23 protein-coding genes are annotated in these 24,160 nt (G+C 65.8%); 8 read left to right on the forward strand and 15 right to left on the reverse strand.

Annotated features, from left to right (window positions below; translation table 11 throughout):
* From DES41_RS05790 to DES41_RS05830, 9 genes are all read right to left on the reverse strand, one after another.
* Entirely contained in the window at positions 1 to 1,038 is a 1,038-nt protein-coding gene (locus DES41_RS05790) for a FemAB family XrtA/PEP-CTERM system-associated protein (RefSeq protein WP_114466607.1), read from the reverse strand.
* Positions 1,039 to 1,046: 8 nt separating this feature from the next.
* Positions 1,047 to 1,904: an XrtA system polysaccharide deacetylase gene (locus DES41_RS05795; protein ID WP_114466608.1), complete on the reverse strand. Its 858-nt coding sequence runs from the start codon at positions 1,902 to 1,904 to the stop codon at positions 1,047 to 1,049.
* Positions 1,901 to 2,983, reverse strand: a complete 1,083-nt coding sequence (locus DES41_RS05800) for an XrtA/PEP-CTERM system-associated ATPase (RefSeq protein ID WP_114466609.1) — start codon at positions 2,981 to 2,983, stop codon at positions 1,901 to 1,903. The genes DES41_RS05795 and DES41_RS05800 overlap by 4 nt, the downstream gene beginning before the upstream one ends.
* Before the next feature lie 3 nt (positions 2,984 to 2,986).
* Positions 2,987 to 4,576: a TIGR03016 family PEP-CTERM system-associated outer membrane protein gene (locus DES41_RS05805; protein WP_170168102.1), complete on the reverse strand. Its 1,590-nt coding sequence runs from the start codon at positions 4,574 to 4,576 to the stop codon at positions 2,987 to 2,989.
* A gap of 75 nt (positions 4,577 to 4,651) precedes the next feature.
* Positions 4,652 to 5,551, reverse strand: coding sequence for an XrtA-associated tyrosine autokinase (locus tag DES41_RS05810; protein ID WP_114466611.1), 900 nt, complete (start codon positions 5,549 to 5,551; stop codon positions 4,652 to 4,654).
* A gap of 7 nt (positions 5,552 to 5,558) precedes the next feature.
* The gene (locus DES41_RS05815) at positions 5,559 to 7,124 is read right to left on the reverse strand and encodes an XrtA system polysaccharide chain length determinant (protein ID WP_114466612.1); all 1,566 of its coding nucleotides are present in this window, start codon (positions 7,122 to 7,124) and stop codon (positions 5,559 to 5,561) included.
* A 3-nt stretch (positions 7,125 to 7,127) separates the two neighbouring features.
* Complete coding sequence (locus DES41_RS05820) at positions 7,128 to 7,724, reverse strand: XrtA/PEP-CTERM system exopolysaccharide export protein (protein ID WP_114466859.1); 597 nt, start codon at positions 7,722 to 7,724, stop codon at positions 7,128 to 7,130.
* A 245-nt stretch (positions 7,725 to 7,969) separates the two neighbouring features.
* Positions 7,970 to 8,977 (reverse strand): NAD-dependent epimerase, encoded by a 1,008-nt coding sequence (locus DES41_RS05825; protein ID WP_114466613.1) that lies wholly within the window; start codon positions 8,975 to 8,977, stop codon positions 7,970 to 7,972.
* A complete protein-coding gene (locus DES41_RS05830; protein WP_114466614.1) occupies positions 8,974 to 9,720 on the reverse strand; it encodes a PEP-CTERM/exosortase system-associated acyltransferase in 747 nt (248 codons plus the stop codon). The genes DES41_RS05825 and DES41_RS05830 overlap by 4 nt, the downstream gene beginning before the upstream one ends.
* A gap of 194 nt (positions 9,721 to 9,914) precedes the next feature.
* On the opposite strand from DES41_RS05830, the gene pilB reads away from it, so the two are divergent.
* From pilB to DES41_RS05860, 6 genes are read left to right on the forward strand one after another with little or no spacing between them, the layout of a single operon-like run.
* Positions 9,915 to 11,648: a type IV-A pilus assembly ATPase PilB gene (pilB, locus tag DES41_RS05835; RefSeq protein ID WP_114466615.1), complete on the forward strand. Its 1,734-nt coding sequence runs from the start codon at positions 9,915 to 9,917 to the stop codon at positions 11,646 to 11,648.
* 24 nt (positions 11,649 to 11,672) lie between these two features.
* Complete coding sequence (locus tag DES41_RS05840; protein ID WP_114466616.1) at positions 11,673 to 12,890, forward strand: type II secretion system F family protein; 1,218 nt, start codon at positions 11,673 to 11,675, stop codon at positions 12,888 to 12,890.
* Entirely contained in the window at positions 12,890 to 13,852 is a 963-nt protein-coding gene (locus DES41_RS05845; RefSeq protein WP_114466617.1) for a prepilin peptidase, read from the forward strand. Before DES41_RS05840 ends, DES41_RS05845 begins: the two co-directional genes overlap by 1 nt.
* Position 13,853: 1 nt before the next feature.
* Positions 13,854 to 14,453 (forward strand): dephospho-CoA kinase, encoded by a 600-nt coding sequence (coaE, locus tag DES41_RS05850; RefSeq protein WP_114466618.1) that lies wholly within the window; start codon positions 13,854 to 13,856, stop codon positions 14,451 to 14,453.
* Between the two features lie 25 nt (positions 14,454 to 14,478).
* On the forward strand, positions 14,479 to 15,234 hold the full coding sequence (gene zapD / locus DES41_RS05855) for a cell division protein ZapD (protein ID WP_114466619.1): 756 nt from the start codon (positions 14,479 to 14,481) through the stop codon (positions 15,232 to 15,234).
* Position 15,235: 1 nt separating this feature from the next.
* Positions 15,236 to 15,439, forward strand: a complete 204-nt coding sequence (locus tag DES41_RS05860) for a DNA gyrase inhibitor YacG (protein ID WP_114466620.1) — start codon at positions 15,236 to 15,238, stop codon at positions 15,437 to 15,439.
* Positions 15,440 to 15,443: 4 nt separating this feature from the next.
* Here DES41_RS05860 and DES41_RS05865 read toward each other — a convergent pair whose 3' ends face one another.
* Genes DES41_RS05865 through secA form a run of 4 tightly spaced genes read right to left on the reverse strand, consistent with a single transcriptional unit; the run spans position 15,444 to position 20,804 of the window.
* A complete protein-coding gene (locus tag DES41_RS05865) occupies positions 15,444 to 15,914 on the reverse strand; it encodes an NUDIX domain-containing protein (protein ID WP_114466621.1) in 471 nt (156 codons plus the stop codon).
* Complete coding sequence (locus DES41_RS05870; RefSeq protein WP_114466622.1) at positions 15,911 to 16,786, reverse strand: ATP-binding protein; 876 nt, start codon at positions 16,784 to 16,786, stop codon at positions 15,911 to 15,913. The genes DES41_RS05865 and DES41_RS05870 overlap by 4 nt, the downstream gene beginning before the upstream one ends.
* A 4-nt stretch (positions 16,787 to 16,790) precedes the next feature.
* Positions 16,791 to 18,020 (reverse strand): bifunctional glutamate N-acetyltransferase/amino-acid acetyltransferase ArgJ, encoded by a 1,230-nt coding sequence (argJ, locus tag DES41_RS05875; protein ID WP_114466623.1) that lies wholly within the window; start codon positions 18,018 to 18,020, stop codon positions 16,791 to 16,793.
* A gap of 21 nt (positions 18,021 to 18,041) precedes the next feature.
* Complete coding sequence (gene secA, locus DES41_RS05880) at positions 18,042 to 20,804, reverse strand: preprotein translocase subunit SecA (RefSeq protein WP_114466624.1); 2,763 nt, start codon at positions 20,802 to 20,804, stop codon at positions 18,042 to 18,044.
* A 182-nt stretch (positions 20,805 to 20,986) separates the two neighbouring features.
* Here secA and DES41_RS05885 point away from each other — a divergent pair, with 182 nt between their 5' ends.
* Both DES41_RS05885 and serA read left to right on the forward strand, forming a co-directional pair.
* On the forward strand, positions 20,987 to 21,292 hold the full coding sequence (locus DES41_RS05885) for a DciA family protein (RefSeq protein ID WP_114466625.1): 306 nt from the start codon (positions 20,987 to 20,989) through the stop codon (positions 21,290 to 21,292).
* Between the two features lie 126 nt (positions 21,293 to 21,418).
* On the forward strand, positions 21,419 to 22,651 hold the full coding sequence (gene serA / locus DES41_RS05890) for a phosphoglycerate dehydrogenase (protein WP_114466626.1): 1,233 nt from the start codon (positions 21,419 to 21,421) through the stop codon (positions 22,649 to 22,651).
* A gap of 4 nt (positions 22,652 to 22,655) precedes the next feature.
* On the opposite strand, the gene DES41_RS05895 is transcribed toward serA, so the two are convergent.
* Positions 22,656 to 23,420: a YoaK family protein gene (locus DES41_RS05895; RefSeq protein ID WP_114466860.1), complete on the reverse strand. Its 765-nt coding sequence runs from the start codon at positions 23,418 to 23,420 to the stop codon at positions 22,656 to 22,658.
* Between the two features lie 40 nt (positions 23,421 to 23,460).
* Positions 23,461 to 24,141 (reverse strand): HAD family hydrolase, encoded by a 681-nt coding sequence (locus DES41_RS05900; RefSeq protein WP_114466627.1) that lies wholly within the window; start codon positions 24,139 to 24,141, stop codon positions 23,461 to 23,463.
* Between the last annotated feature and the right edge of the window lie 19 nt (positions 24,142 to 24,160).

The following is a 24,160-nucleotide window of genomic DNA, read 5'->3' on the forward strand; positions in this document are numbered from 1 at the left end:
TCAGCCCAGGTTGCGCACGATGTGCGGGCCGACGAAGTTGACCAGCGCGCGCGGCAGGCGGCGCCAGGTGCGGATCACGAACTGGTATTTGGCGTTGGACGGGTTGTTTTGCGGCACCGCATCGCGCTTGTAGAGCTGGTATTCGTAGTGCAGCGGCAGCGGTTCGAAGCCCCAGTTTTTCTTGAACGCAAAGGAGCCCGTGCCTTGCTTGCTGCGGCCGTAGTCGAACACGCGCGCACCGCGTGCCGCGGCATGGCGCATCAGCTCCCAGTACTTGAAGTCGTTGCCAGCCAGGTCGCGCGCGGCCTCGTCGTCGCCGGCGTAATAAGGCAGCACCTCGTCGCGGAAGTAGAAGCTCAGCACGCTGCTCAGTGGCCGGCCTTCGGGCGAGGTGACGGTCAGCACCTCGCAGTCCTTGCCAAAGGTCGTCAGCAGCGCCTGGAAGTAGCGCTTGGACATGGCCGGCGTGCCATGGCGGTGCACGTTGTCGGCGTAGAGCGCAAAGAAGCGGTCCACAGTGGGATCGATGCTGCTCTGCAGGCCGTTCTTGATGCCCTTGCGCACCATGGCGCGCTGCTTGCGGGGGATGGCCAGCATGTTGGCCTCGTCGTCGGCGACGATGCTCTTGCGGAATGTGACGTACAGGTCCTGCAGCGGCCAGTCGGCATGCCGGCGCTGCACGTTGCGCATCTCCAGATGGTCGACATCGAGCCGGCGCGCCAGGCCCTGCGCCTCTTGCTCCAGCAACTGCGCGGCGGCAGGATCGCTGGTCGCCACGCCGCCGTAGACGCCAAAAGGCAGACTGACCAACGCGTTGCCAAACAGGCGGCTTTTGACGTGGCCGAGCGGTAGCACGCCCAGGATCGCGCCGCCGTCTTCGGCGTACAGGAAATGGCTGTCGTGCCGAAAGACCTCGCGCAGCAGCGTCTGCCAGCCGGCACGGTGGAAAAAGCTGGCTTCGGGGCACTGGTGCACGAAGGCATCCCAGCGGCGAGACGCCTCGGCATCGCCGGGCTGCAATCGTTTGATGGTCAGCATGGGAACGGTCAGGCTGGCGTGGCCGCAGGACGCAGGAATATCTCGTCCATGCGGCCCCACTTGAAGTCACCCATCAGCCGGTCCAGCCGCGCTTCCATGCGGTCGATGTTCACATAGTGGCGAAAGCGCGCTTTGGCATCGATGCCGGCCACGCGCGGCTGCTCCGGGTCGATCTCCCAAGGGTGGAAGTAAAAGATCGCGGCCTCGCGGTCCTGCGCGTTCACGCGGCGCAACATCCAGCGCGACAGCCCGTAGGGCAGCAGGCGGAAATAGCCGCCGCCGCTGGATGGCAGGTTGCGTTGCAGCATGCGCAGCGTGGTGACCGGGATCTCCAGCAGGCCATCACGCACGGGATGGGCAAAGCGCGGAGCGTCGGGCATGCCGTAGTGGTCGTGCTGGATCGGGTAGATGCTGGAGCTGTACTGGTACCCGGCGGCCTGCAAGCAATCGAAGGCCCACAGGTTGCGCGTACCGATCGAGAAGCTCGGCGCACGGTAGCCCTGCACCGCCACACCGCCCAGGTCTTCCAGGATCTGCTTGGCGCGCTGGATGTCGGCCAGGAAGTCCGGCTCGCTCTGGTCGCTGGCGCGCTCATGGCCGTAACCGTGGCTTGCCAACTCATGGCCTTCGGCGACGATGCGGCGCACCAGCTGTGGATAGCGCTCCGCGATCCAGCCCAGCGTGAAGAAGGTCGCCTTGGCGCCATGGCCGGACAGCATGTCCAGGATGCGGTTGACGTTGCGCTCGACGCGGCACTCGCGCGTCTCCCACTCGTCGCGGCGGATGTAGGGAGCGAACGCGGAGACCTGGAAATAGTCCTCCACGTCGATGGTCAGTGCATTGGTGATCGATGTTGCGGCGGTCATGGTGTCTTGTCCTCTGCCCCGCGGCGCGCAGCAACGACGAGTTTTTTCAGCATCGCAAGCACCTCCAGGTTGATCCGCTCCAGGCGGAGCAAGCTGCGTTCCAGGCGCTGCAGGCGATCGCCCTGCTGCTCCTTGTCCAGGCCGGAAATATGCGCCTCCATGCCGTCCAGGGCCTCCGGATCGAACTGCAGGCCACCAACGATCTCATCGCCGGCCGGGGCGGTCGACCAACTCCGCTGCGCTGGTGCGACGCCCAACTGGGTCAGCCCCGACTCCTCGCGAATCTCTTGCGCAACAGAAGTCACATCTTCGGCGGTCAATGTGTCTTTTTCGTTCAGGAAGCCCAGCAGGAGCAGCCGGTCACAGATCGCATTGATGCGCCGGGGAATGCCGCCGCTGGCGCCGAAGATTTCGACGAAGGCCTCTGGCTCGAACTGCGGCCGCCCCGTGCCGCCGGCGCATTTGAGCCGGTGCTCGACGTAGCCCTGCGTCTCTTCCTGGTCGAGCGGGCCGATGTGGCAAGCAGCAATCACGCGCTGGCGCAGCTGCTGCATCTGCGGATGCTGCAGGATGTCGCGGAACTCCGGCTGGCCGACCAGGAAACTCTGTAGCAGCGCCTGGTTGCCGAACTGGAAGTTGGACAGCATGCGCAACTCCTCCACCGCGGACTGCGTCAGGTTCTGCGCCTCGTCCACGATCAGCAGGCAGCGCTTGCCCTGCACGGTCTGGCCCACCAGGAAGGCCTCCAGAGCCATCAGCAGGTCGGCCTTGCTCGCATCCTTGGTGCGCACGCCGAACGCCGCGGCCACCATGCGCAAGGTGTCTTCGGCCTCCAGCTGGGTGCTGACCACGTTGCCGGCGACGACCTTGCTCGGGTCGAGGCTGTCCAGCAGGCCACGCACGATGGTGGTCTTGCCGGCACCGATCTCGCCGGTGATGACGATGAAGCCCTCGTTGCGCAGCACGCCGTAGTCCAGGTAGGCCTTGGCCCGCCGGTGCTGCTTGCTGGCGAAGTAGAAGGTGGGGTCGGGGTTGAGCTGGAACGGTTTGCCGCTCAAGCCGTAATAGGCTTCATACATCAGTCAGAACTGCAAGCTGAGCCCGCCACGCAGCGCGGTTTCGGAGTAGGAGGAGAGGCTGCCGCTAGAGAGCGTGCGGCGCAGCCCCAGCGTTCCGGTGGTGTGCGGCCCGAGCTTGGTCGAAAGGCTGAAGTTGAGCGAGCGCAGATCGCTGCTCTGCGCGCCGCTCTGCTGACCGGCAGCCCGGCTCATCGATCCGAGGACGCTGAGCGAGGATTGCGGGCTCAGGCGGCGCGAATAGACGATGCTCAAGCCATGCTGGCGCACGTAGTTCGAGTTGCCCAAGTCTTCACCGGTGTCCGCTGTCACCTGTTGGAGGCGGCTGGTTTCGGACTGCGACACCGAGAAACTCAAGGTGTCGCGCAAGCCGATCAATGTGAAGGAAGCATCCTGACGCCGCGTCAGCGTCACGGAAGAACTCAGGAAGCCCAGGTCCACGCTGGTGTTGCCATCCAGACCATTGGCCAGCAAGAAGGAATTGACAAGCTGCGCACGGCGCGCAGGATCGGGCTCGATCGAGGTGAACTGGAAGAAATACAGGTCGTACAGCGTGCCGACACTGAAGGAGCCGGCCTGGCTCGGTGTCGAACTCGCATCGCGTGAATCGGAGAAGCGCCAGGCCGAGCGCGGCGTGCGGTGCTCGAAGTTGACGTTGTAGGCGCGGCCAAAGAAGCGCTTCTCCAGCAACGCCGAAAAGCGCGTGCGCTCTGACAATGCCCATTGGACCTGCCCGCCGAATGTGGCATGGCTTTCCTTCTCTTGCGAAGCGTAGTTGTTCGATTCCCAACCCGGGATCACCGACACCGAAAGCTGCGGCGAGAACGGATGGGTCAGGAACGCGCGCACCCGGTCGGATTCATACGAGCGGCCCGAGGCATAGTCCTGCTGCTGGTGGCTGGCATCGAGCGACCAGCCGATCACGCGTTGCTGGTTGGTGCTCGCCAGGCGCAAGGACAGGTCGTCGAGGTCGTAGTCGGCGTTCACCAGGTTTGACTTGGTCCGCGACGCAGTGCGCCCGTAGCGCATCTCATACTGCGACCAGTCGCCGAACCGGCCCCGCACGTAAGGCGACACGCGGTACAGCGCCGCTTCCGTCCGGTTCTGGTTGTCGGTGACATCGCTGCCCGAGCGTGTACCGAAGGCCGAAACCGTCTGCTGCGAGATGTTGCCCGTGAAATCGACGAAGGCGAAGTTGTCCGCTACCTCGAGGCTACCGAGCGCCCGCAGCGCATTCTGGTTGCGGTCCAGCGAGCGCTCCCGCGCGTGCAACAGCCGGGTGAGCGAGTAGTCGACATTGGCTTTCAAGCGATCACCCTCGGCCGTGAAACGCAGGCCGGGGCTCACCGAGGTCACAAAGTCAGCGACCTTTTCCACGCCCCCACGCGCGTGCACGTTGTCGGTCCAGGTGCTCTCCACCGCAACACGGGGAACCAGGGACATCTGCCTGCGATCGTTTTGGCCAGTGCCTTCGGCCGCTGGAGTCTCCCGCGCCGACAAAGGCTCCGGTGCTGCCGATGAAAGTCCATTGGAGGCGGTCTGGCCGTGCGCGACCGAAGCGGCACCAAACAGCCCCGCCACGACCAAGGCCTTCACCAGCCCAGTTTCCCGTGCGAAAGACGGACAAAAAAACTGCATCAGGGGAGGGCCTTGCAGCATAGACGACTAACCTCAGCTGCCATAGCCATAGCCGTAGCCCTGGCCGTAACCGCCGTAGCCGTAGCCCTCGCCAGCACCCGCCTTGGCTTGATTCAACACCATCATCTTGACCGGGCAGGACTCGATGGTCGCCAAGGCATGCTGCACGTCGTTGCGCAAGGTCTTCTCTGCATGGACCACCACCACGATCTGCCCCATGTGTGTGGCCAGCACGCGTGACTCCGTCGTCAATAGCAGCGGCGGCGAGTCGAAGATGACGATGCGGTCCGAGTAACGCCGCGCGATGTCGGCGATCAGCGTGTTCATGGCATCGCTGGCCAACAACTCGGTGGCGCGCGGATGCGGCGTGCCACTGGGCAGCAGGGTCAGCTTGTCGATGTTGGTCCGCAGAAGCACCTGGGACAGGTCAGCCTTGTCGTCGACCAGCAGGTCGAGCAGGCCGCGGCTGGCGGGCAACCCCAGCATGCGCAGGATCGACGGACGTGCCACGTCCGCGTCCACCAGCATCACCGTGTTGTTCAACTCGGTTGCAATGCTCAGTGCCAGATTCAGCGCGTTGAAGCTCTTGCCTTCCCCCGCCACTGCGCTCGTGACCATGATCAAGTTGCCGTTCACGATCGGCGTTGCGCCTTTGCCCATCGCGTTGGCAATGAGCGGCCGCTTGATCACGCGGTACTGGTCAGCGATCTGGGACCGCGGCGCATTGGGGCTCACGAAGCCGGCGGCCGTCAGCGCATCCAGATCCAGATCGACCTGGCGTGAAACCACGGAGGGACGAGCGGGCGGAGGGGCAGGCGCCACGGGTTCGGGCACCACAGGGGCAACAGCGGCGGCGACGATGTCTGGCACAGCCACGCCCGCCTGCCGCAACTGCTCCAGGCGCCGCGATGCTTGTTCGATCAGACTACTCATGCCATCCTCAAGCGGCCCTGCTGGCCATGAAGGCCATCAGGCCGATGCCCAGGGCGAAACAGACAACCAAGCTGCCCGAAGCCGCCGCAAACTTCCACAGGTTCCTGCGTTCACCGCGTTTGGCTTCGTCGCTGATGACCAGGGTCACAACCCCAAGGAGCGGCAAGGCGACCGCATTGCGCAGCGCATGTGCGTTATGGAACACGGGACGCAGCTGGCTCAGGCCCAGGGCCGTTGCCACACCAACTGCCAAGGAGGCGACCAGCGCCCCGACCAGCAACAAGGAACGGTTGGGTGCGACCGGGCGCTGCGACACGCGCGGTGGATCGATCAAGCGGAAATCCGCCACGCCGGCCACGGAATCCAGATTTCCCGTCATGGAGGCGGACTCGCGCCGTGACACCAGATCTTCGTAGTTCTTCTTGTTGACCGCGTAATCGCGGTTCAGCTGTGCGTACTCCGCCTCGATCTGTGGCGCCGTCTTCGCCTGTTCCTGCGCCCTCGCGTAGCGTGCACCGAACTCGGCCACCCGCGCACTCAGCGACGCGACCCGCACCTCTGCCGTGGCAAGCAAGCGCCCGAGCTCTTGAACCGCCAGGCTGCTGCTCGCTCCGGTGATCGGGCCGGACACCGCGGCCTTGCGCAGCGCCTCGACTTCCTTGCTTTTCTGCTCTTCGATCTCTTTGATCGAGCGACGCGTGGCCGCGACGTCAGGATGTTGCTCCGTGTAGCGCTGCAACAGGTTGTCGAGATTGCGCTTCTGCTCGGTCAGCCGGGTATCGATTTCCGGCGTCGGGAAGAGACGTTCGGCATCCCCGCTCTTCGCCGCTTTAGACAGTTGGGCGCGCTCCGCGTCCAGTTGGCGCTTGGCGGAATCGCGTGCGCGTTCGGCTTCCAGCAATTCAAGCTTGGCGCTGTTGTATTGGGAGCCCAACTCACCGATGCGGGAGGCGACATCCGGGCCCGCAGTGGACTGCAACTCGATATTGCGCAGCCGGAAGTCCTTCAGGCGCGTTTCGGCCTCTTCCAGCCGCGTCTCATACATGCGGATCTGCTCGGAGATGAACTTCTGTGCAGCGGCCGTGTCCTTGCGGGAATCGCCCAGACTGGACTCGACGAAGATCGACACCAGCGACTGGACGACCTTCTGCGCGCGCGGCGGCACGGAGTCCCGATAGGTGATGGTGTACAGGTTGTCGCGTCCCGCGCCCTTGATCTCCAAGGTACCCATCAAGGTATCGATCAGGCGCTCTCGCGCAGCCGGCGATTCGACGTTGAGGTCCAGGTCGGCCATGCGCACCAACTTCTCGACGTTGGGTCGGTTGATCAACGTGCGGCTCAACATGACGACCTGCTGGTTCACATTGGGCTGCACAGCCAAACCCGACATGAGCGGTTTCAGAATCGACTGGGTATCGACGAATATCCGCGCCGAGGCCTCATATTTATCGGGAATTCGCAGCACGACAGCAGAACCGACAATGGCAACAATCCACGCCGCCAGCAACCCCCACCACCGATGCTTCCACGCGCCCTTGGCGAACGTGGAAATCTGGTTGACTAATTCGTCCATCGATCAAAACCAGCTTTGCGGGATCACCAAAATATCGCCGGGCTTCATCTCGACGTTGTTCGAAATATCTCCGCGCTTGACCAGATCACGCAAACGCACGGAATACTGCTTTCCACCTTCCGCAGTGCGCAGAATCGAAGCGGCGTTGCCGTCAGCAAAATCCGTCAGCCCTCCCACGGCGATCATGACGTCCAGGAGCGTCATCTTCTGCTTGTACGGCAGGAACTGAGGCCGGGCCGCCTCGCCAACCACGCGAATCTGCTCGCTGTAAGGGCCCACAAATGTAGTAACGATCACCGTGACAACCGGATCGCGCACGAATTTCCCCAGCAATTGCTCGATTTCGCGTGCAATCTCGGTGGAGTTCTTGCCCTGGGCAATCAGCTCATCGACCAACGGCGTGGAAATCTTGCCATCTGGTCGCACCGGAACGGTCATCGACAATTCGGGATTACGCCAGACGATGATATTGAGCGAATCGCCCGGTCCGATAATGTAGTTATAGTCGCCCGATGCCGCCAGCGCTGGCGCGGCCGGGTATTTGCTCGAAGCACATCCCACGAGAAAGATAACCGTGAGGAAAAGTCCAAGCTTGCTGATCAAGCCTCGAATCGCAGCGTGATGAATTTTCAAGGCAAATCCCCTACAGTATTCGGCAACAGTTCTTCGAGCGGGGCACTATAGCGCACTTCCCCCGCACGATTGCGACGTTCCGGCCAGCGGCCCAAGGGCTGTGACCAGCGGCGAAGCCTTCGATTCTCTACGCGCTGCGCGTGTGATTCGCGCGACAAATGCACATAAGTGCCCGGTATGTTGCGCGGTTGCACGGTGCGCCGCGCACCGGTTCACACGCGGTAGTAGCTTCGGTACCAGGCAACGAAGCGAGCGATGCCCTGCTCCAGCGGCGTCGCTGGCACCGTCCCCACCCAGTCGCCCAGGGCCTGCACATCGGCATAGGTGGCTAGAACATCGCCATCTTGCAATGGCAGCAGGCGCTTCTCCGCCGTCCGCCCCAGCGCCTGCTCGATGGAGCTGATGAAATCCAGCAAGGGCACGGGATTGCGGTTGCCAATGTTGAACACGCGGTAGGGCGCTGCGCTGGTGGCTGGATTCGGGTGGGCGGCATCGAACGCGGCGTCCGGGCTAGCAGGCCGGTCGAGTACCCGGACCACGCCGTCCGCCACGTCGTCCACATAGGTGAAGTCGCGCTGCATTTGCCCGAAGTTGTAAACCTCGATGGGCCGCTGCTCCAGGATGGCCTTGGTGAACAGGAAGAGCGCCATGTCGGGGCGCCCCCACGGCCCGTACACGGTGAAGAAGCGCAAACCCGTCGTCGGCAGCCCATAGAGATGGCTGTAGGTGTGGGCCATCAACTCGTTGGCTTTCTTGGTGGCGGCATACAGGCTGACCGGATGGTCCACCGTATCGGCTTCGGCGAACGGCATCTTCGTGTTGCCGCCATAGACGCTGGAGCTGGATGCATAGACCAGATGGCGCACCTTATGGTGGCGGCAGCCCTCCAGCACGTTCACGAAGCCGACCAGGTTGCTGTCTACATACGCATGCGGATTGCGCAGCGAATAGCGCACGCCGGCCTGCGCCGCGAGATGGACCACGCCATCGAACGCATGCTGCGCAAACAACAACGCCATGCCGTCGCGGTCGGCCACATCCAAACGCACGAAGCTGAAACCGGGTTGCCCCTCCAGCAACCCGAGGCGGCCTTCCTTGAGCGACACGTCGTAGTAGTCGTTCAGGTTGTCCAGGCCCACGACCTCGTCACCGCGCGCCAGCAGACGCTGTGCCACATGCATGCCAATGAAGCCTGCCGCTCCCGTCACCAGAACCTTCACGCCTTGCTTCCTTGCGCATAGGCACTGTCCAGTTGTGCCTCGATCGCCTTCCACAGCGGCCGGATCATCAGGCGCAGCCCCGCTTCCACGGTCGCCGCACGGATCAAGGAAGGCACACGCGTCCCACGGTGCTCCACCGGCGACCCGATCGGCACGATTTCCACGCCCAGCTTGGCGAAGTGCTCCGCCAGTCGCGGCTCCGTCAATGTGAAGAGATATTCAATGTTGTGGCGGCGGGCGATGAGCACCGACGCCATGTACAGACCGACCGGGATGTATGGGAAGCGGGGCTGCTGCGCATCGCCGAAGTCGCTCACGTCCAGCGCCACCTCTTTGTGGTCTTCGCCACGACGGCGCCGAAAATCCGACAGCACGGCCAGCCGGGACACCTCGGCGATCCGGTCGCGTGGCAGGCGCGACGGATCGATCTGGTCCCGGAACAGGGAATCGCGGCACGATTTCTCGAAAGGCAGCAGGGAGTCCGGCGCCGCCGGGTCGGTCAGGATCACGCGTGCGGAACCCACCAGCCGCGGCGCGGTCTCTGCCGTTCGCATCAGGCAATGCAAGGAACGCACGTCGTAGGCGTCCGTCTCGCGCTGGTCCGGCCGCACCGGCTCGAAACCCAGTTCGCGCGCATAGACGTCATGGCGAATGAAAAAGACGTCGTTCTGCTCTTTTTCCGTCAGCGCCGGTGCGACGGAAAAGAAGCGGTTGAAGTTTTCGGCAAGGTTGAGTCTGGACATCGGAGGCTCCGGGTGCTGGCGTCGGCAGATGCCGAGCATAGCGACCACCCGGTACACAAGCGCCGTGACCACCGCCAAAACTGTGGACTCGCTCGCAAAAATGGTGAGGTTCGCTGACAACAGTGCTCGTTTACAGCACAAATCCTAACGGCGAAGATGCGTCTGAACCCCGGGCTTTGCTACATTTTGAGGATATGGCTGCAGTCGACACGGCAAAGAACCCTCCCGGTGTGGCCCTGCCCGGACTTGGCAGGGCCTTGATCGCCGCAGGGAAATTGGGCCAGAAGGCGGCCGAAGACCTGTATCGCAAGTCGCAAAGCGGCCGCACCAGCTTCATCGCCGAGTTGACCGGCTCAGGTGCCGTGTCGCCGTTCGACCTGGCCCACACCATGTCGTCGGCCTTCGGTGCTCCCGTGCTCGACCTGGATGCGCTGGATCCGCAGCGCCTGCCCAAGGATCTGCTGGACGCGAAGATCTGCCACGCATACCGCGTGGTGCCGCTGTCCAAGCGCGGCAACCGCCTGGCCGTGGCGACGGCCGACCCCTCCGACCAGGAAGCGGCCGAGAAGATCAAGTTCGCCACCCAACTGGTGGTGGACTGGGTCATCGCCGAGTACGACAAGCTCTCGCGCATGCTGGAGTCCGGCGTCGGCCGCGTCGACACGACGATGCAGAACCTGGTCGGCGGGGACTTCGAGTTCGACGAAGCGAGCGTGGCCGCGGCAACCGAGACCACCGACACAGCGGCGCAGTCCGAGGTGGAGGACGCCCCGGTCGTCAAGTTCCTGCACAAGATGCTGCTCGATGCCTTTGGCATGCGCGCGTCCGACCTGCACTTCGAGCCGTACGAACACAATTACCGCGTGCGTTTTCGCATCGACGGCGAGTTGCGGGAGATCGCCGCGCCGCCGGTGGCCATCAAGGACAAGCTGGCCTCGCGCATCAAGGTCATCTCGCGGCTGGACATCTCGGAGAAGCGCGTGCCGCAGGACGGCCGCATGAAGCTCAAGATCGGCCCGGACCGTGTGATCGACTTCCGCGTCAGCACGCTGCCCACGCTGTTCGGCGAGAAGATCGTGATCCGGATCCTGGACCCGAGTAGCGCCAAGCTGGGCATCGATGCCCTGGGCTACGACCCCGTGGAGAAGGCGCGGCTGATGCACGCCATCGGTCGTCCCTACGGGATGATCCTGGTCACCGGTCCGACCGGTTCGGGCAAGACCGTCTCGCTGTACACCTGCCTGAACCTGCTCAACAAGCCTGGCGTCAACATCGCCACGGCCGAAGACCCCTCGGAAATCAACCTGCCGGGCGTCAACCAGGTCAACGTCAATGAAAAGGCGGGCCTGACCTTCGCCGCTGCGCTGAAATCTTTCCTGCGGCAGGACCCGGACATCATCATGGTCGGTGAAATCCGCGATCTGGAAACCGCCGACATCGCCATCAAGGCTGCGCAAACCGGTCACCTGGTCCTGTCCACGTTGCACACCAACGACGCGCCCACCACGCTCACGCGGATGCGCAACATGGGCATTGCGCCGTTCAACATCGCCTCCAGCGTGATTTTGATCACGGCGCAGCGGCTGGCGCGCCGGCTGTGCAACAACTGCAAGCAGCCCCTCGACATCCCGCGCGAGACGCTGCTGCAGTCGGGCTACGCCGAAAGCGACCTGGACGGCAGCTGGACGCCCTACCACCCGGTGGGCTGCAACCAGTGCAACAACGGCTACAAAGGCCGCGTCGGCATCTACCAGGTCATGCCCATCAGCGAGGAAATCCAGCAGATCATCCTGGCCGACGGCAGCGCGCTGGACATCGACCGGCAAGCCAAGCGCGAGGGCGTGCGCTCCTTGCGGCAATCGGGGCTGCAGAAAGTCCGGCAGGGCATCACCTCGCTCGAGGAAGTGCTCGCCGTGAGCAACGAATAAGCACGCCCACCGCCGAGAGGATCTATGGCCACCGCAGTTTCCAGGGACGTCAAGGAGTTCGTCTTCGAGTGGGAAGGCAAGGACCGCAATGGCAAGCAGGTGCGCGGCGAGACCCGCGCGGCCGGCGAGAACCAGGTCCAGGCCTCGCTGCGCCGCCAGGGCGTCTTTCCCACCAAGATCAAGAAGCGCCGCATGCGCGGCGGCAAGTCCATCAAGCCAAAGGACATCGCGATCTTCACGCGCCAGCTGGCCACCATGATGAAGGCCGGCGTGCCTCTGTTGCAGGCCTTCGACATCGTCGGCCGCGGCAACGCCAACGCCAGCGTGACCAGGCTGCTCAACGACGTGCGCCTGGACGTGGAGACCGGCAGCTCGCTGAGCGCGGCCTTCCGCAAGTTCCCGTTGTACTTCGACAGCCTGTACTGCAACCTCGTCGAAGCCGGCGAAGCCGCCGGCATCCTGGAGGCGCTGCTGGACCGGCTTGCCACCTACATGGAGAAGACCGAGGCGATCAAGTCCAAGATCAAGTCGGCGCTGATGTACCCGATCTCGGTGGTCGTGGTGGCCTTCATCGTGGTCTCCGTCATCATGATCTTCGTGATCCCGGCGTTCAAGGAAGTGTTTTCCTCCTTCGGTGCCGACCTGCCGGCGCCCACGCTGCTCGTGATCGCGATCAGCGAGTTCTTCGTCTCGTACTGGTGGCTGATCTTCGGCGGGATCGGCGGCGGCCTGTATTTCTTCATGCAGGCCTGGAGGCGCAACGAGCGCGTGCAGCAGGTGATGGACCGCCTGCTGCTCAAGGCCCCCGTGTTCGGCGTGCTGATCGAGAAGTCCTGCATCGCGCGCTGGACGCGCACGCTGGCCACCATGTTCGCGGCCGGCGTGCCGCTGGTGGAAGCGCTGGATTCCGTCGGCGGCGCATCCGGCAACTCGGTCTATGCCTTGGCCACCGAGAAGATCCAACAGGAAGTCTCCGTCGGCACCAGCCTGACCGCGGCCATGACCAACGCCAAGGTCTTCCCCAGCATGGTGCTGCAGATGTGCGCCATCGGTGAGGAATCGGGTTCCATCGACCACATGCTCGGCAAGGCCGCCGACTTCTACGAGGAAGAGGTGGACGACATGGTGGCCGGCCTGTCCAGCCTCATGGAGCCCATCATCATCGTGTTCCTGGGCGGCTTGATCGGCGGCATCGTGATCGCGATGTACCTGCCGATCTTCAAGCTCGGCCAAGTCGTCTGATGCCCAGTACCGCCTGGCTGGACGCCGCACTCGGCGGCGTCCTGGGATTGCTCATCGGGAGTTTCCTGAACGTGGTGGTCTACCGCATTCCGGCCATGATGTACCGGGGTTGGCTGCGCGAGTCTTCCGACAACCTGATGGCCGCCGACCCGCAGATGGGCGTGGCCACCTCGCTGTGGGACCTGGTCTTCGGCGGCAGGGCAACGCCACCCCCTCATCTGTACGCCAGCGCAGAGGCAACCGGCAAGGCACTCGACGCATTGGCGCCGCTGGACCTCATGCGCCCGCGCTCGCGCTGCCGCGCCTGCGGCCACTCTGTCCGCTGGTACGGGAACCTTCCCGTGCTGAGCTGGCTGGCTCTGCGCGGCGCCTGCTCGGCGTGCGGCGTGCGCATCGGCTGGCGCTACCCGCTGGTCGAACTGGCGACCGGCGCCCTCTTCGCGCTGTGCGCCTGGCGCTGGGGCCTGGGCCCGGTGGCGGCGGCCTGGGCCCTGTTCGCCGCCCTGCTGCTGTGCCAGTTCCTGATCGACCTGGACACGCAGCTGCTGCCCGACCAGTTGAACTACCTGTTGCTGTGGGCGGGCCTGCTGGCCAGTGCGCTGGGCTGGACCGTGCCGCTGGCGGCCTCTGTCTGGGGAGCCGCATCCGGCTACCTCGTGTTGTGGGGCTTCTTCCACGCCTACCGCTTGCTCACCGGCAAGGAAGGCATGGGCTACGGGGATTTCAAGCTGCTCGCGGCCCTGGGCGCCTGGCTCGGCGCCGACCATCTGCTGGCCATCCTGCTGCTGTCGTCCATCGTCGGCGCGCTGCTCGGCGGCGTCCTGCTGCTACGTGGCCGGCTCGCGCACAAAGACGTGCCCATCGCGTTCGGCCCCTTCCTGGCCGGCGCCGGCCTGCTGTGCCTGGTGCTGGGGCCGGACCGGGTCCGGCACCTCGCGCCGTTCGCCTTTCCCTGGGGCTGACATGAAGACCCTCGGATTGACAGGCGGGATCGGCAGCGGCAAGAGCACGGTCTCGGGCATGCTGGTCGAACTTGGCGCGGCCTTGATCGATGCCGACGCCAACGCACGCAGCGTCACGGCGCCGGGCGGTGCCGCCATCGCCCCCCTCCGCGCGCAGTTCGGCGACGCACTGATCGCGGCCGACGGCGCGCTCGACCGTGCCCGCATGCGCGAGCTCGCGTTCCGCCACCCTGCTGCCAAGCGCCGACTCGAAGCCATCGTCCACCCGCTCGTGGGCGAATTGGGCCGCCAGCAACTGGAGGCGGCGCGCGCCGCTGGCCATGGCTGCGTCGTCTACGACATCCCACTGCTGGTCGAATCGGGCCGCTGGCGCGCGCTGCTCGATGCCGTGCTCGTGGTCGATTGCCGGCCCGAGACGCAGGTCGCGCGCGTGATGGCCCGCAGCGGCCTCACCGAGGAGGCCGTGCGCGCCATCATGGCGGCGCAGGCTTCGCGCGCGCAGCGGCTTGCCGCGGCCGACACAGTGATTTACAACGACGGCATTTCCTTGGACGCGCTACGGAATGCCGTCCATCGGTTCGCCCATGCCTTCGGGCTATGATCGGCCGCGAACGGAAGTCCAGAGCGTGATCCTTTACGAGTACCCCTTCAACGAACGCGTCCGCACGTACCTGCGCCTGGAGCACTTGTTTCGCCGCCTGGTCGAACTGATGCCGCGCGAGCATGCGGTCGACCACCACTTCGCACTCGTCACGCTGTTCGAGATCATGGACGTGGCGGCCCGCGCCGACCTCAAGTCCGACGTCCTCAAGGACCTGGAGCGCCACAAGAGCCAGCTCGCCGGCTACCGCGAGAACCCAGCCATCGACCAGCGCGTGCTCGAAGACGTGATCGGGCAGCTGGAGCAGTGCTTCACGGCGCTGCACGAGCAGCCTGGCAAGGCCGGCCAACCGTTGACCGAGAACGACTGGCTCATGAGCCTGCGCAGCCGTGTGAGCATTCCGGGCGGCACCTGCGGCTTCGACCTGCCGGCCTACTACGCCTGGCAGCACGAGCCTGCGGACGTGCGCCGCCAGGCCATCGCCGGGTGGAGCACCACGCTGGCGCCGCTGGCCGAATCCATCCAGCACCTGCTCAAGATGCTGCGCGACTCCGGCGCACCGCAGAAGGTGATGGCGCTGGCGGGCCAGTTCCAGCAGAACCTGCCGCAAGGCCGGACCTACAACCTCATGCGCCTGCGCATCGACCCAACGCTCGGCCTGGTGCCCGAGATCAGCGGCAACCGGCTCATGGTCTCGGTGCGGCTCATGCGCCTGGGCGAGGATGCCAAGCTGCACCAGGCCAGCGACGATGCCGCTTTCGAAGTGGCACTCTGCGCCTGACATGGCCAGCGATCCCTCGGCACGCTGGGTGACGTGCCCGACCTGCAAGGGGAAGAGCCTGTACGGGCCCGGCAATGCGTTCCGCCCGTTCTGCAGCGAGCGCTGCAAGAACCTGGACTTCGGCGCCTGGGCCAGCGAGAGCTTCGCCGTGCCAGACCCCACGCCGCCGGACGACCAGCCCTTCGGCGATCCCCGGCTTCAGTAGCGCCTCAGGCGCAGGTGGCGCCCGGGAAGCCGCGCTCCGCGGCCAGCCAATCGAGCACCGGCAGAGCGCCAGGCAGCACGGGCGACTGTGCCACCGGCAATGTGGCCCAGGCGAAGCGCTGGCCTTCGCGCATCTCCAGCTGGCCGGTCCATGCACGGACCTTGCAGAAGCTGAGCCGCACCAGTGCGTGCGGGTAGTCCACGAGCTCCACGCGCCAGGGCTCTGCGGCGGCGATCACGATGCCGATCTCCTCGTGCAGTTCGCGGCGCAGCGCCTGCTCCACGGTCTCGCCCGCTTCGAGCTTGCCGCCCGGGAATTCCCAGTAGCCGGCGTAGACCTTGCCCTCGGGGCGCGAGGTCAGCAGGAAGTCGCCGTTGGTGGCGAGCAGCACGCCGACGGCCACGTCGATGGCCTTGCGGTCGGGCCCCCCTTCGCGCGGCCGGTCTCCGTCGGCCACCAGCGTCGCGCCGCTCATTGCGCGGCGTGCCGGCCCGCGTAGTCGCGCGCGAACTGGTAGGCCACGCGGCCGCTGCGCGATGCACGCTCGAGCGCCCAGACCAGAGCCTCCGGCCGAGCCGCCTCGATGGCCGCATCCGGCACGCCGAAGGAACGCAGCCACTGGGCCACGATGACGAGGTACTCGTCCTGGGTGAACGGGTAGAAGCTGACCCACAGCCCGAAACGTTCGGACAGGGAAATCTTCTCCTCCACCACCTCGCCCGGGTGCAGTTCGCCGTCGTCCGTGTGCTTGTACGTGAGGTTTTCCTTCATGTACTCGGGCAGCAGGTGGCGGCGGTTGCTGGTCGAATAGATCAGCACGTTGGGCGTGGACGCCGCCACCGAACCGTCCAGGATGGACTTCAGCGCCTTGTAGCCGGGCTCGCCGTCCTCGAAGCTGAGGTCGTCGCAGAAGATGATGAACTTCTCGGGCCGCTGGGCCACCACCTCGACGATGTCGGGCAGATCCACCAGATCGGCCTTGTCGACCTCGATCAGGCGCAGGCCGCGTGGTGCGTACTCGTTGAGGCAGGCGCGGATCAGCGAGGACTTGCCCGTGCCGCGCGCGCCCGTCAACAGCACGTTGTTGGCCGGTTTGCCTTCGACGAATTGCAGCGTGTTGCGCTGGATCTTCTCCTTCTGGCCGTCGATCTCCTGCAAGTCGGCCAGGCGCATCACGCCCACGTGGCGCACCGGCTCCAGCAGCGCGTGGCCGGAGCTGCGCTTGCGGTAGCGGTAGGCGATGGAGGCCGACCAGTCCGGTTCGGAGAGCGGCGCCGGCAGCACACGCTCGATGCGCGCCATGAGCTGCTCGGCCCGCGCGAGCATGCGTTCGAAGTGCTCGTTCATCGGATCAGGAACGGTAGTCGGCGTTGATGCTCACGTAGTCGTGGCTGAGGTCGCAAGTCCAGACCGTGTCGACGGCGTCGCCGCGGCCCAGGCCCACGCGGATCGTGATCTCGCTTTGCTTCATGACGCGCTGGCCGTCTTCCTCGCGGTACTCGGGCCGGCGGCCGCCGCGCGTGACCACGTGCACGTCGTCCAGATGCAGTTCGATCAGCGTCTGGTCAAGGTCATGGATGCCGGCATAGCCCACGGCCGCCAGGATGCGGCCCAGATTCGGGTCGCTCGCGAAAAAGGCCGTCTTGACCAGCGGCGAATGGGCAATGGCGTAGGCCGCCAGCCGGCATTCCTCGGCTGATCTGCCGCCTTCGACGCGGATGGTGATGAACTTGGTCGCACCCTCGCCGTCGCGCACGATGGCCTGGGCCAGCTTCTGCGCCACCTCCAGCAGGCCCGCCTTGAGTGCACGGCCGTCGGCCGTGTCCCAGGATTCGACGACCGGATGCGCCGCCTTCTGCGTCGCGATCACGACAAACGAGTCGTTGGTGGAGGTGTCGCCGTCGATGGTCACGCGGTTGAACGACGCATCGGCGAGGTCACGGGCCAGCTGCTGCATGAGCGCCGGCGCGATCTTCGCGTCGGTCGCCAGGTAGCCCAGCATGGTCGCCATGTTCGGCCGGATCATGCCTGCGCCCTTGCTGATGCCCGTGATGGCCACCGGCACGCCGGACAGGGTGACCTGCGTGCTGAACGCCTTGGGCACCGTGTCCGTGGTCATGATGCCTTCGGCCGCGCGCGCCCAATGGTCGGCCTTGGCGTCGGCCAGCGCGGCCGGCAGGCCCGCGATGATGCGGTCGCTGGGCAGTGGCTCCATGATCACGCCGGTCGAGAACGGCAGGATCTGCTCGGGGGCGATGTCCAGGTGCTGGGCCAGCGCCACGCAGGTGGCCTGCGCACGCGCCAGGCCGTCGTCGCCGGTGCCGGCGTTGGCGTTGCCCGTGTTCACCAGGATCGCGCGGATGCCATGGCCGGCTTGCAGGTGCTTGCGGCAGATCTGCACGGGTGCGGCACAGAAGCGGTTCTGCGTGAACACGCCGGCCACGGCCGCGCCGTCGTCGAGCAGCACGACCGTCAGGTCCTTGCGGTTGGCCTTGCGCACGCCGGCTTCGGCGACACCGATGCGCACGCCGGCGACGGCGTGCAGGTCAGCGGGATTCGGAGGGGAAAGATGAACGGGCATGGGATTCCTTCTGTCGGCGTCTTATGCCAGCTTCCCGTGACACTGCTTGAACTTCTTGCCGCTGCCGCAGGGGCAGGGATCGTTGCGGCCCACGCGCTGGCCATCGAAGGCGAGCGCATTGCCGCCAGCAGGCTGGGCTTCGGTGCGCGTCTCGACCTCGCCGGTCTCGGTGGGTGCCGTGTAGGTCACGTTCGCCAGGTTCTCGCTGCGTTGTTCCAGGTCCTGGGCGGCCTGGCCGGCCTCCTCGCTGGACTGGATGCGCACCGTCATGAGCAGCTTGGTGACATTGTTCTTGACCGCGTCCAGCATCTGGCCGAACAGCTCGAAGGCTTCGCGCTTGTACTCCTGCTTGGGCTGCTTCTGCGCATAGCCGCGCAGGTGGATGCCCTGGCGCAGGTAGTCCAGCGCCGACAGATGCTCGCGCCAGTGCTGGTCCATGCTCTGCAGCAGCACCATGCGTTCGAACTGCGTGAACTGCTCGCCGCCGACCAGCGCCACCTTCGCGGCGAAGGCTTCGTCGGCCGCGGCGATGACCTTCTCGACGATGTCTTCGTCGGTGATGTCGCTGGCCGCCTCGACAGCCGCCTGCAGCGGCACCTGCAGCTGCCAGTCGTCCGCCAGCGTCTTCTCCAGCGCCGGCAGGTCCCACTGCTCCTCGACCGACTCGGCCGGCACGAACTGGCGCACCAGGTCGGTGAAGCAGCCATGGCGCAGGCCCTTGATCTGCTCGGTCAGGTCGGCCGCGTCCAGGATCTCGTTGCGCTGGGTGTAGATCACCTTGCGCTGGTCGTTGGAGACATCGTCGTACTCCAGCAGCTGCTTGCGCATGTCGAAGTTGCGCGCCTCGACCTTGCGCTGCGCGCTCTCGATGCTGCGGGTGACGATGCCGGCCTCGATGGCCTCGCCCTCCGGCATCTTGAGCCGGTCCATGATGGCCTTGACGCGGTCGCCCGCGAAGATGCGCATCAGGGGGTCGTCCAGGCTCAGGTAGAAGCGCGAGGAGCCCGGGTCGCCCTGGCGGCCCGAACGGCCGCGCAGCTGGTTGTCGATGCGGCGCGACTCGTGGCGCTCGGTGGCGATGATGCGCAGCCCGCCAAGGGACTTGACGTGCTCGTGGTCCTTCTCCCACTGCGCGCGCACCTTGGCTTCCTCGGCCTGCAGAGCCGCGGCGTCCATGTCCGGGTTGGCGGCGTGCACCGCCTCGATGGCCTTCTCCAGGTTGCCGCCCAGCACGATGTCGGTGCCGCGGCCCGCCATGTTGGTGGCGATCGTGATCATCTTGGCCCGGCCGGCCTGGGCCACGATGTCGGCCTCGCGTGCGTGCTGCTTGGCGTTCAGCACCTGGTGCGGCAGGTTGGCCTTGATCAGCAGCTGGTCGATGATCTCGGAGTTCTCGATCGAGGTCGTGCCCACCAGCACCGGCTGGCCCCGCTCGTAGCACTCGCGGATGTCGGCGATCGCCGCGTCGTACTTTTCCTTGGTGGTCTTGTAGACGCGGTCGAGCTGGTCCTCGCGCCGGTTCACGCGGTTGGGCGGGATCAGCGTGGTCTCCAGGCCGTAGATCGACTGGAACTCGAAGGCTTCCGTGTCGGCCGTACCAGTCATGCCGGCCAGCTTGGCGTACAGCCGGAAGTAGTTCTGGAAGGTGATCGAGGCCATGGTCTGGTTCTCGGGCTGGATCGCCACACCTTCCTTGGCCTCCACGGCTTGGTGCAGGCCGTCGCTCCAGCGCCGTCCGCTCATCAGGCGGCCGGTGAACTCGTCCACGATCACCACTTCACCGTCCTGCACCACGTAATGCTGGTCGCGGTGGTAGATGTGCTGCGCCCGGAGCGCCGCATTCAGGTGGTGCATCAGCGTGATGTTGGCCGGGTCGTACAGCGACGCACCCTCCGGGATCAGGCCCAGCGCGGACAGGATGCGCTCGGCATTCTCGTGGCCCTGCTCGGTCAGGAACACCTGGTGCGACTTCTCGTCCACCGTGAAGTCGCCCGGCTTGGTCACGCCCTCGCCGGTGCGCGGGTCGGCCTCGCCCTCCTGGCGCGTCAGCGTCGGCACCGCCTTGTGGATCGCCAGGTACAGCTGGGTGTGGTCCTCGGCCTGGCCGCTGATGATCAGCGGCGTGCGCGCCTCGTCGATCAGGATGGAGTCCACCTCGTCGACGATGGCGTAGTTCAGGCCACGCTGCACGCGGTCGCGCACCTCGTAGACCATGTTGTCGCGCAGGTAGTCGAAACCGTACTCGTTGTTGGTGCCGTAGGTGATGTCGGCGGCGTAGGCGGCCTGCTTTTCCTCGCGCGACATCTGCGGCAGGTTGATGCCGACGGTCAGGCCCAGGAAGTTGTACAGGCGGCCCATCCACTGCGCGTCGCGGTTGGCCAGGTAGTCGTTGACGGTGACCACGTGCACGCCCTTGCCCGACAGCGCGTTCAGGTAGACCGGCAGCGTGGCCGTCAGCGTCTTGCCCTCGCCCGTGCGCATTTCGGAAATCTTGCCGAAGTGCAGGGCCATGCCGCCCAGCAACTGCACGTCGAAGTGGCGCATCTTCATGACGCGCTTGGAGCCTTCGCGCACCACGGCGAACGCCTCCACCAGCAGGTCGTCCAGCTCCGTGCCGGCGGCCACGCGGGCCTTGAACTCCTGGGTCTTGGCGCGGAGTTCGTCGTCGGAGAGCGTCTCCAACTGGGATTCCAGCGCATTGATCGCCTGCACCGACTTGCGGTATTGCTTCAGCAGCCGTTCGTTGCGGCTGCCGAAAATCTTGGTCAGGAAATTGATGTTCATGAATACGAGATCGCCCGCCTCCGCCCGGCATGGCGCGGTGGCATGGCGACCGAAATCCCTTGGTGTCGGTGGAATCCGGAAATGGCGGCAAGTGCGCAAATGGCCAAGGCCCGGCGCGTGCCAAACCGGCGATTTTATGCCGGGCGCCCTGCGGCGCTGGTGCGCCCGATAATCCCCAGCCCATGCATGCCCCCCGCCGCTCGTTCACCCTGCAACAGGCCTTTGCCGATTCCCAGCCGCTGGCGCGGCTGTCGGCCCTGGTGCGCGAGTCGGCCGAGCGCCTGGCCGCGGTGCAGCAGCTGATCCCCCCCACCATGCGGACCGCCATCCGGCCCGGCCCGATCGACGAGAACGGCTGGTGCCTGCTGGTGGACAACAGTGCCGTGGCCGCCAAGCTGCGGCACCTGGCGCCGCTGCTGCAGCAGGCGCTGGGCAACCGCGGCCTGGCGGTGACGGCCATCCGCGTCAAGATCCAGAAGCGGCTCTAGGAGCCAGCGCCGCGGGGCTGGGTTTGCCCCCGTTCGCGACGTTGCCATCGGGCCACGGGGTAGCATCCCTTTCCCCTTTTTCGGTCCCAGCCACACGGCACATCTCCACACGGCACATCTGCATCCATGACCCTTCCGACGACCTCCCTGGACAAGGCCAAGATCAAGTTCCTGTTGCTCGAGGGCATCCACCCCTCTGCCGTGGAGGTGCTGCGCGCCGCCGGCTACAGCCAGATCGAGTCCCTGCCCTCGGCTTTGCCCGACGAAGAGCTCAAGCGCAAGATCGCCGACGTGCACTTCATCGGCATCCGCTCGCGCACGCAGCTCACCGCCGAGGTGTTCGCGCACGCGCACAAGCTGGTGGCCGCAGGGTGCTTTTGCATCGGCACCAACCAGGTCGACCTGGCTGCCGCACGCGAACGCGGCATCGCGGTGTTCAACGCGCCTTACTCCAACACGCGCTCGGTGGCCGAACTCGTGATCGCCGAGGCCATCCTGCTGCTGCGCGGCATCCCGGCCAAGAACGCTGCCGCGCACCGCGGTGGCTGGCTGAAAACGGCCGAAAACGCCTACGAGATCCGCGGCAAGACGCTGGGCGTGGTGGGTTACGGTGCCATCGGCACGCAGCTGTCGGTGCTGGCCGAGGCCCTGGGCATGCATGTGCAGTTCCATGACATCGTCTCCAAGCTGCCGCTGGGCAATGCGCGCCAGGTGGGCCTGGCCGAGCTGCTGGCCACCAGCGACATCGTCACGCTGCACGTGCCCGAGACCCCCTCCACGCAGTGGATGGTGGGCGCCGAGCAGATCGCGGCCATGAAGCCGGGCGCCATCCTGATCAACGCCTCGCGCGGCACCGTGGTCGAGATCGACCCGCTGGCCGAAGCGGTCAAGGCCGGCAGGCTGCTGGGTGCGGCCATCGACGTGTTCCCCGTGGAGCCACGCGGCAACAAGGACGAATTCCAGTCGCCGCTGCGGGGCCTGGACAACGTCATCCTGACGCCACACATCGGCGGCTCGACCATGGAGGCCCAGGCCAACATCGGCCTGGAAGTGGCCGAGAAGCTGGTGCGCTACAGCGATACGGGTGCGACCACCTCGTCGGTGAATTTTCCCGAGGTCTCGCTGCCCTCACACCCGGGCAAGCACCGCCTGCTGCACGTGCACCACAACGTGCCGGGCGTGCTGTCGGAGATCAACCGCATCTTCTCGGACAACCAGATCAACATCTCGGCCCAGTACCTGCAGACCAACGAGAAGATCGGCTACGTGGTGATCGACCTGGACGCCGGCTCCTCCGAACGCGCGCTCGAGAAGCTGGCCCAGGTGGCGGGCACCATCCGCACCCGCGTGCTCTTCTGAGCCCTTAGAGCCTGCGCGGCCGCGCCAGCAGCGGCCGCAGCTTGTGCAGGTCGCGCCACAGCGGTGGCAGCGAGATGGCCAGCAGCAAGGCGGCCAGCGGCACCACACAGACGAAGCCCAGGTGCGTGAAGCCCAGCGCGCCGGCAATGCCGCCTAGCACGAAGGCCGTTAGCAGCCCGCCCGTGAGCCGCAGCTTGGCGCGGTCGTGGCGCACCGGGCCCTGCTGGGAGGCCGCCCGGTTGAAGTACAGCAGCTTGCCCAGTTCCATGCCCAGGTCGGTCACGTTGCCCGTCATGTGCGTGGTCCGCACGCGGCCACCCGAGGTCTTGGAACTCACGGCGTTCTGCAGGCCCATGATGAAGGACAGCAGGAGCACGGTGAGCGGCACCGTGAACGGCGTCTGCCAGCCCAGCGTGATCGCCCCCATAAGACCGAACGGGAACATCAGCAGCGCCTCGCACAGCAGCGGTAGCGCGTAGATGCTGTCCAGCCGGCGCTGGCGCCCCCAGTTGACCAGCATGGCCGTGGCTGCGGCCCCGGCGACGAAGGCCAGCAGCGCACCCAGCGCCGTGAGCACCAGCCGGCCCTGGCCCAACGCCAGCCCGTCCGCCAGCTGCGATGTGAAGCCCGTCATGTGCGAGGTGTACTGGTGCAGCACCAGGAAGCCGCCGGCATTGATGGCGCCGGCATTGAAGGCCAGGAGCATGCCCAGGGCCAGGTTGGTCGATGGCGCGCGGTGCCGGCTGGTCAGGACGAGGAAACGGCGCATGGCGGGCAATGCGATGCAAACCCCGGGCCAGGCTGCCCTTTCACTCCCAGAAGGACAGCAGGGCCGGCAGCGCGGCCATGTCCTCGAACACGTGCACGGCACCGGCGGCGCGCAGGGCCTCGGCCGGGCTGTGGCCAGGGCCACCCGGGCTGTAGCCGAACACCGTGGCACCGGCCGCGGCACCCGCCGTGACACCGGTGACCGTGTCTTCCACTACCGCGCAATGGCGCGGGTCCACGCCCAGCGCCTCGGCCGCCGCGAGGTACACATCGGGGAAGGGCTTGGAGCGGGGCATCTCGTGGCCGCTGAAGATGCGGCCCTCGAACAGCGGATACAGGCCCACCTTGCGCAGCTGCATCTCCACCTTGCCGCGGTCGGCGCCCGAGGCGCAGGCGATGCGGCCGCCCAGGGCTGCATGCAGCGCGGGCACGGCCTCCAGGGCACCGGCGATGGGCACCAGGTCGCGCTCCAGCGCCTCGTTGCGCCGGGCCCAGAAGGCCTGCAGCCATTCTTGCGTGACGGGCTGGCCGGTGCGCTGCTCGATCAACGCGGCCTCGTCCTTGACGGCCTTGCCGATGAAGATGCGCATGCATTCCTGCTGGGTCAGCTGCCAGCCGCGCTCGCCCAGGACCTGGACCAGCACACGGTGGGTGATGGGCTCTGAATCGACGAGCACGCCGTCGCAGTCGAAAAGGATGGCTTCGAATCGCATGGCCGCCATTGGACCACGCAGGCGCAAC

Source organism: Pseudorhodoferax soli (assembly GCF_003337555.1).
GTDB lineage: Bacteria > Pseudomonadota > Gammaproteobacteria > Burkholderiales > Burkholderiaceae_C > Pseudorhodoferax > Pseudorhodoferax soli.

Bases quoted from the DNA above. Each gene is read 5' to 3' on its own strand.
- serA (WP_114466626.1), top strand. From the start codon at position 21,419: ATGACCCTTCCGACGACCTCCCTGGACAAGGCCAAGATCAAGTTCCTG.
- DES41_RS05840 (WP_114466616.1), top strand. From the start codon at position 11,673: ATGGCCACCGCAGTTTCCAGGGACGTCAAGGAGTTCGTCTTCGAGTGG.
- DES41_RS05865 (WP_114466621.1), bottom strand. From the start codon at position 15,914: ATGAGCGGCGCGACGCTGGTGGCCGACGGAGACCGGCCGCGCGAAGGG.
- DES41_RS05790 (WP_114466607.1), bottom strand. From the start codon at position 1,038: ATGCTGACCATCAAACGATTGCAGCCCGGCGATGCCGAGGCGTCTCGC.
- secA (WP_114466624.1), bottom strand. From the start codon at position 20,804: ATGAACATCAATTTCCTGACCAAGATTTTCGGCAGCCGCAACGAACGG.
- DES41_RS05795 (WP_114466608.1), bottom strand. From the start codon at position 1,904: ATGACCGCCGCAACATCGATCACCAATGCACTGACCATCGACGTGGAG.
- coaE (WP_114466618.1), top strand. From the start codon at position 13,854: ATGAAGACCCTCGGATTGACAGGCGGGATCGGCAGCGGCAAGAGCACG.
- DES41_RS05800 (WP_114466609.1), bottom strand. From the start codon at position 2,983: ATGTATGAAGCCTATTACGGCTTGAGCGGCAAACCGTTCCAGCTCAAC.
- DES41_RS05900 (WP_114466627.1), bottom strand. From the start codon at position 24,141: ATGGCGGCCATGCGATTCGAAGCCATCCTTTTCGACTGCGACGGCGTG.
- DES41_RS05815 (WP_114466612.1), bottom strand. From the start codon at position 7,124: ATGGACGAATTAGTCAACCAGATTTCCACGTTCGCCAAGGGCGCGTGG.
- DES41_RS05810 (WP_114466611.1), bottom strand. From the start codon at position 5,551: ATGAGTAGTCTGATCGAACAAGCATCGCGGCGCCTGGAGCAGTTGCGG.
- argJ (WP_114466623.1), bottom strand. From the start codon at position 18,020: ATGCCCGTTCATCTTTCCCCTCCGAATCCCGCTGACCTGCACGCCGTC.
- DES41_RS05895 (WP_114466860.1), bottom strand. From the start codon at position 23,420: ATGCGCCGTTTCCTCGTCCTGACCAGCCGGCACCGCGCGCCATCGACC.
- DES41_RS05830 (WP_114466614.1), bottom strand. From the start codon at position 9,720: ATGTCCAGACTCAACCTTGCCGAAAACTTCAACCGCTTCTTTTCCGTC.
- DES41_RS05885 (WP_114466625.1), top strand. From the start codon at position 20,987: ATGCATGCCCCCCGCCGCTCGTTCACCCTGCAACAGGCCTTTGCCGAT.
- DES41_RS05870 (WP_114466622.1), bottom strand. From the start codon at position 16,786: ATGAACGAGCACTTCGAACGCATGCTCGCGCGGGCCGAGCAGCTCATG.
- DES41_RS05845 (WP_114466617.1), top strand. From the start codon at position 12,890: ATGCCCAGTACCGCCTGGCTGGACGCCGCACTCGGCGGCGTCCTGGGA.
- pilB (WP_114466615.1), top strand. From the start codon at position 9,915: ATGGCTGCAGTCGACACGGCAAAGAACCCTCCCGGTGTGGCCCTGCCC.
- DES41_RS05860 (WP_114466620.1), top strand. From the start codon at position 15,236: ATGGCCAGCGATCCCTCGGCACGCTGGGTGACGTGCCCGACCTGCAAG.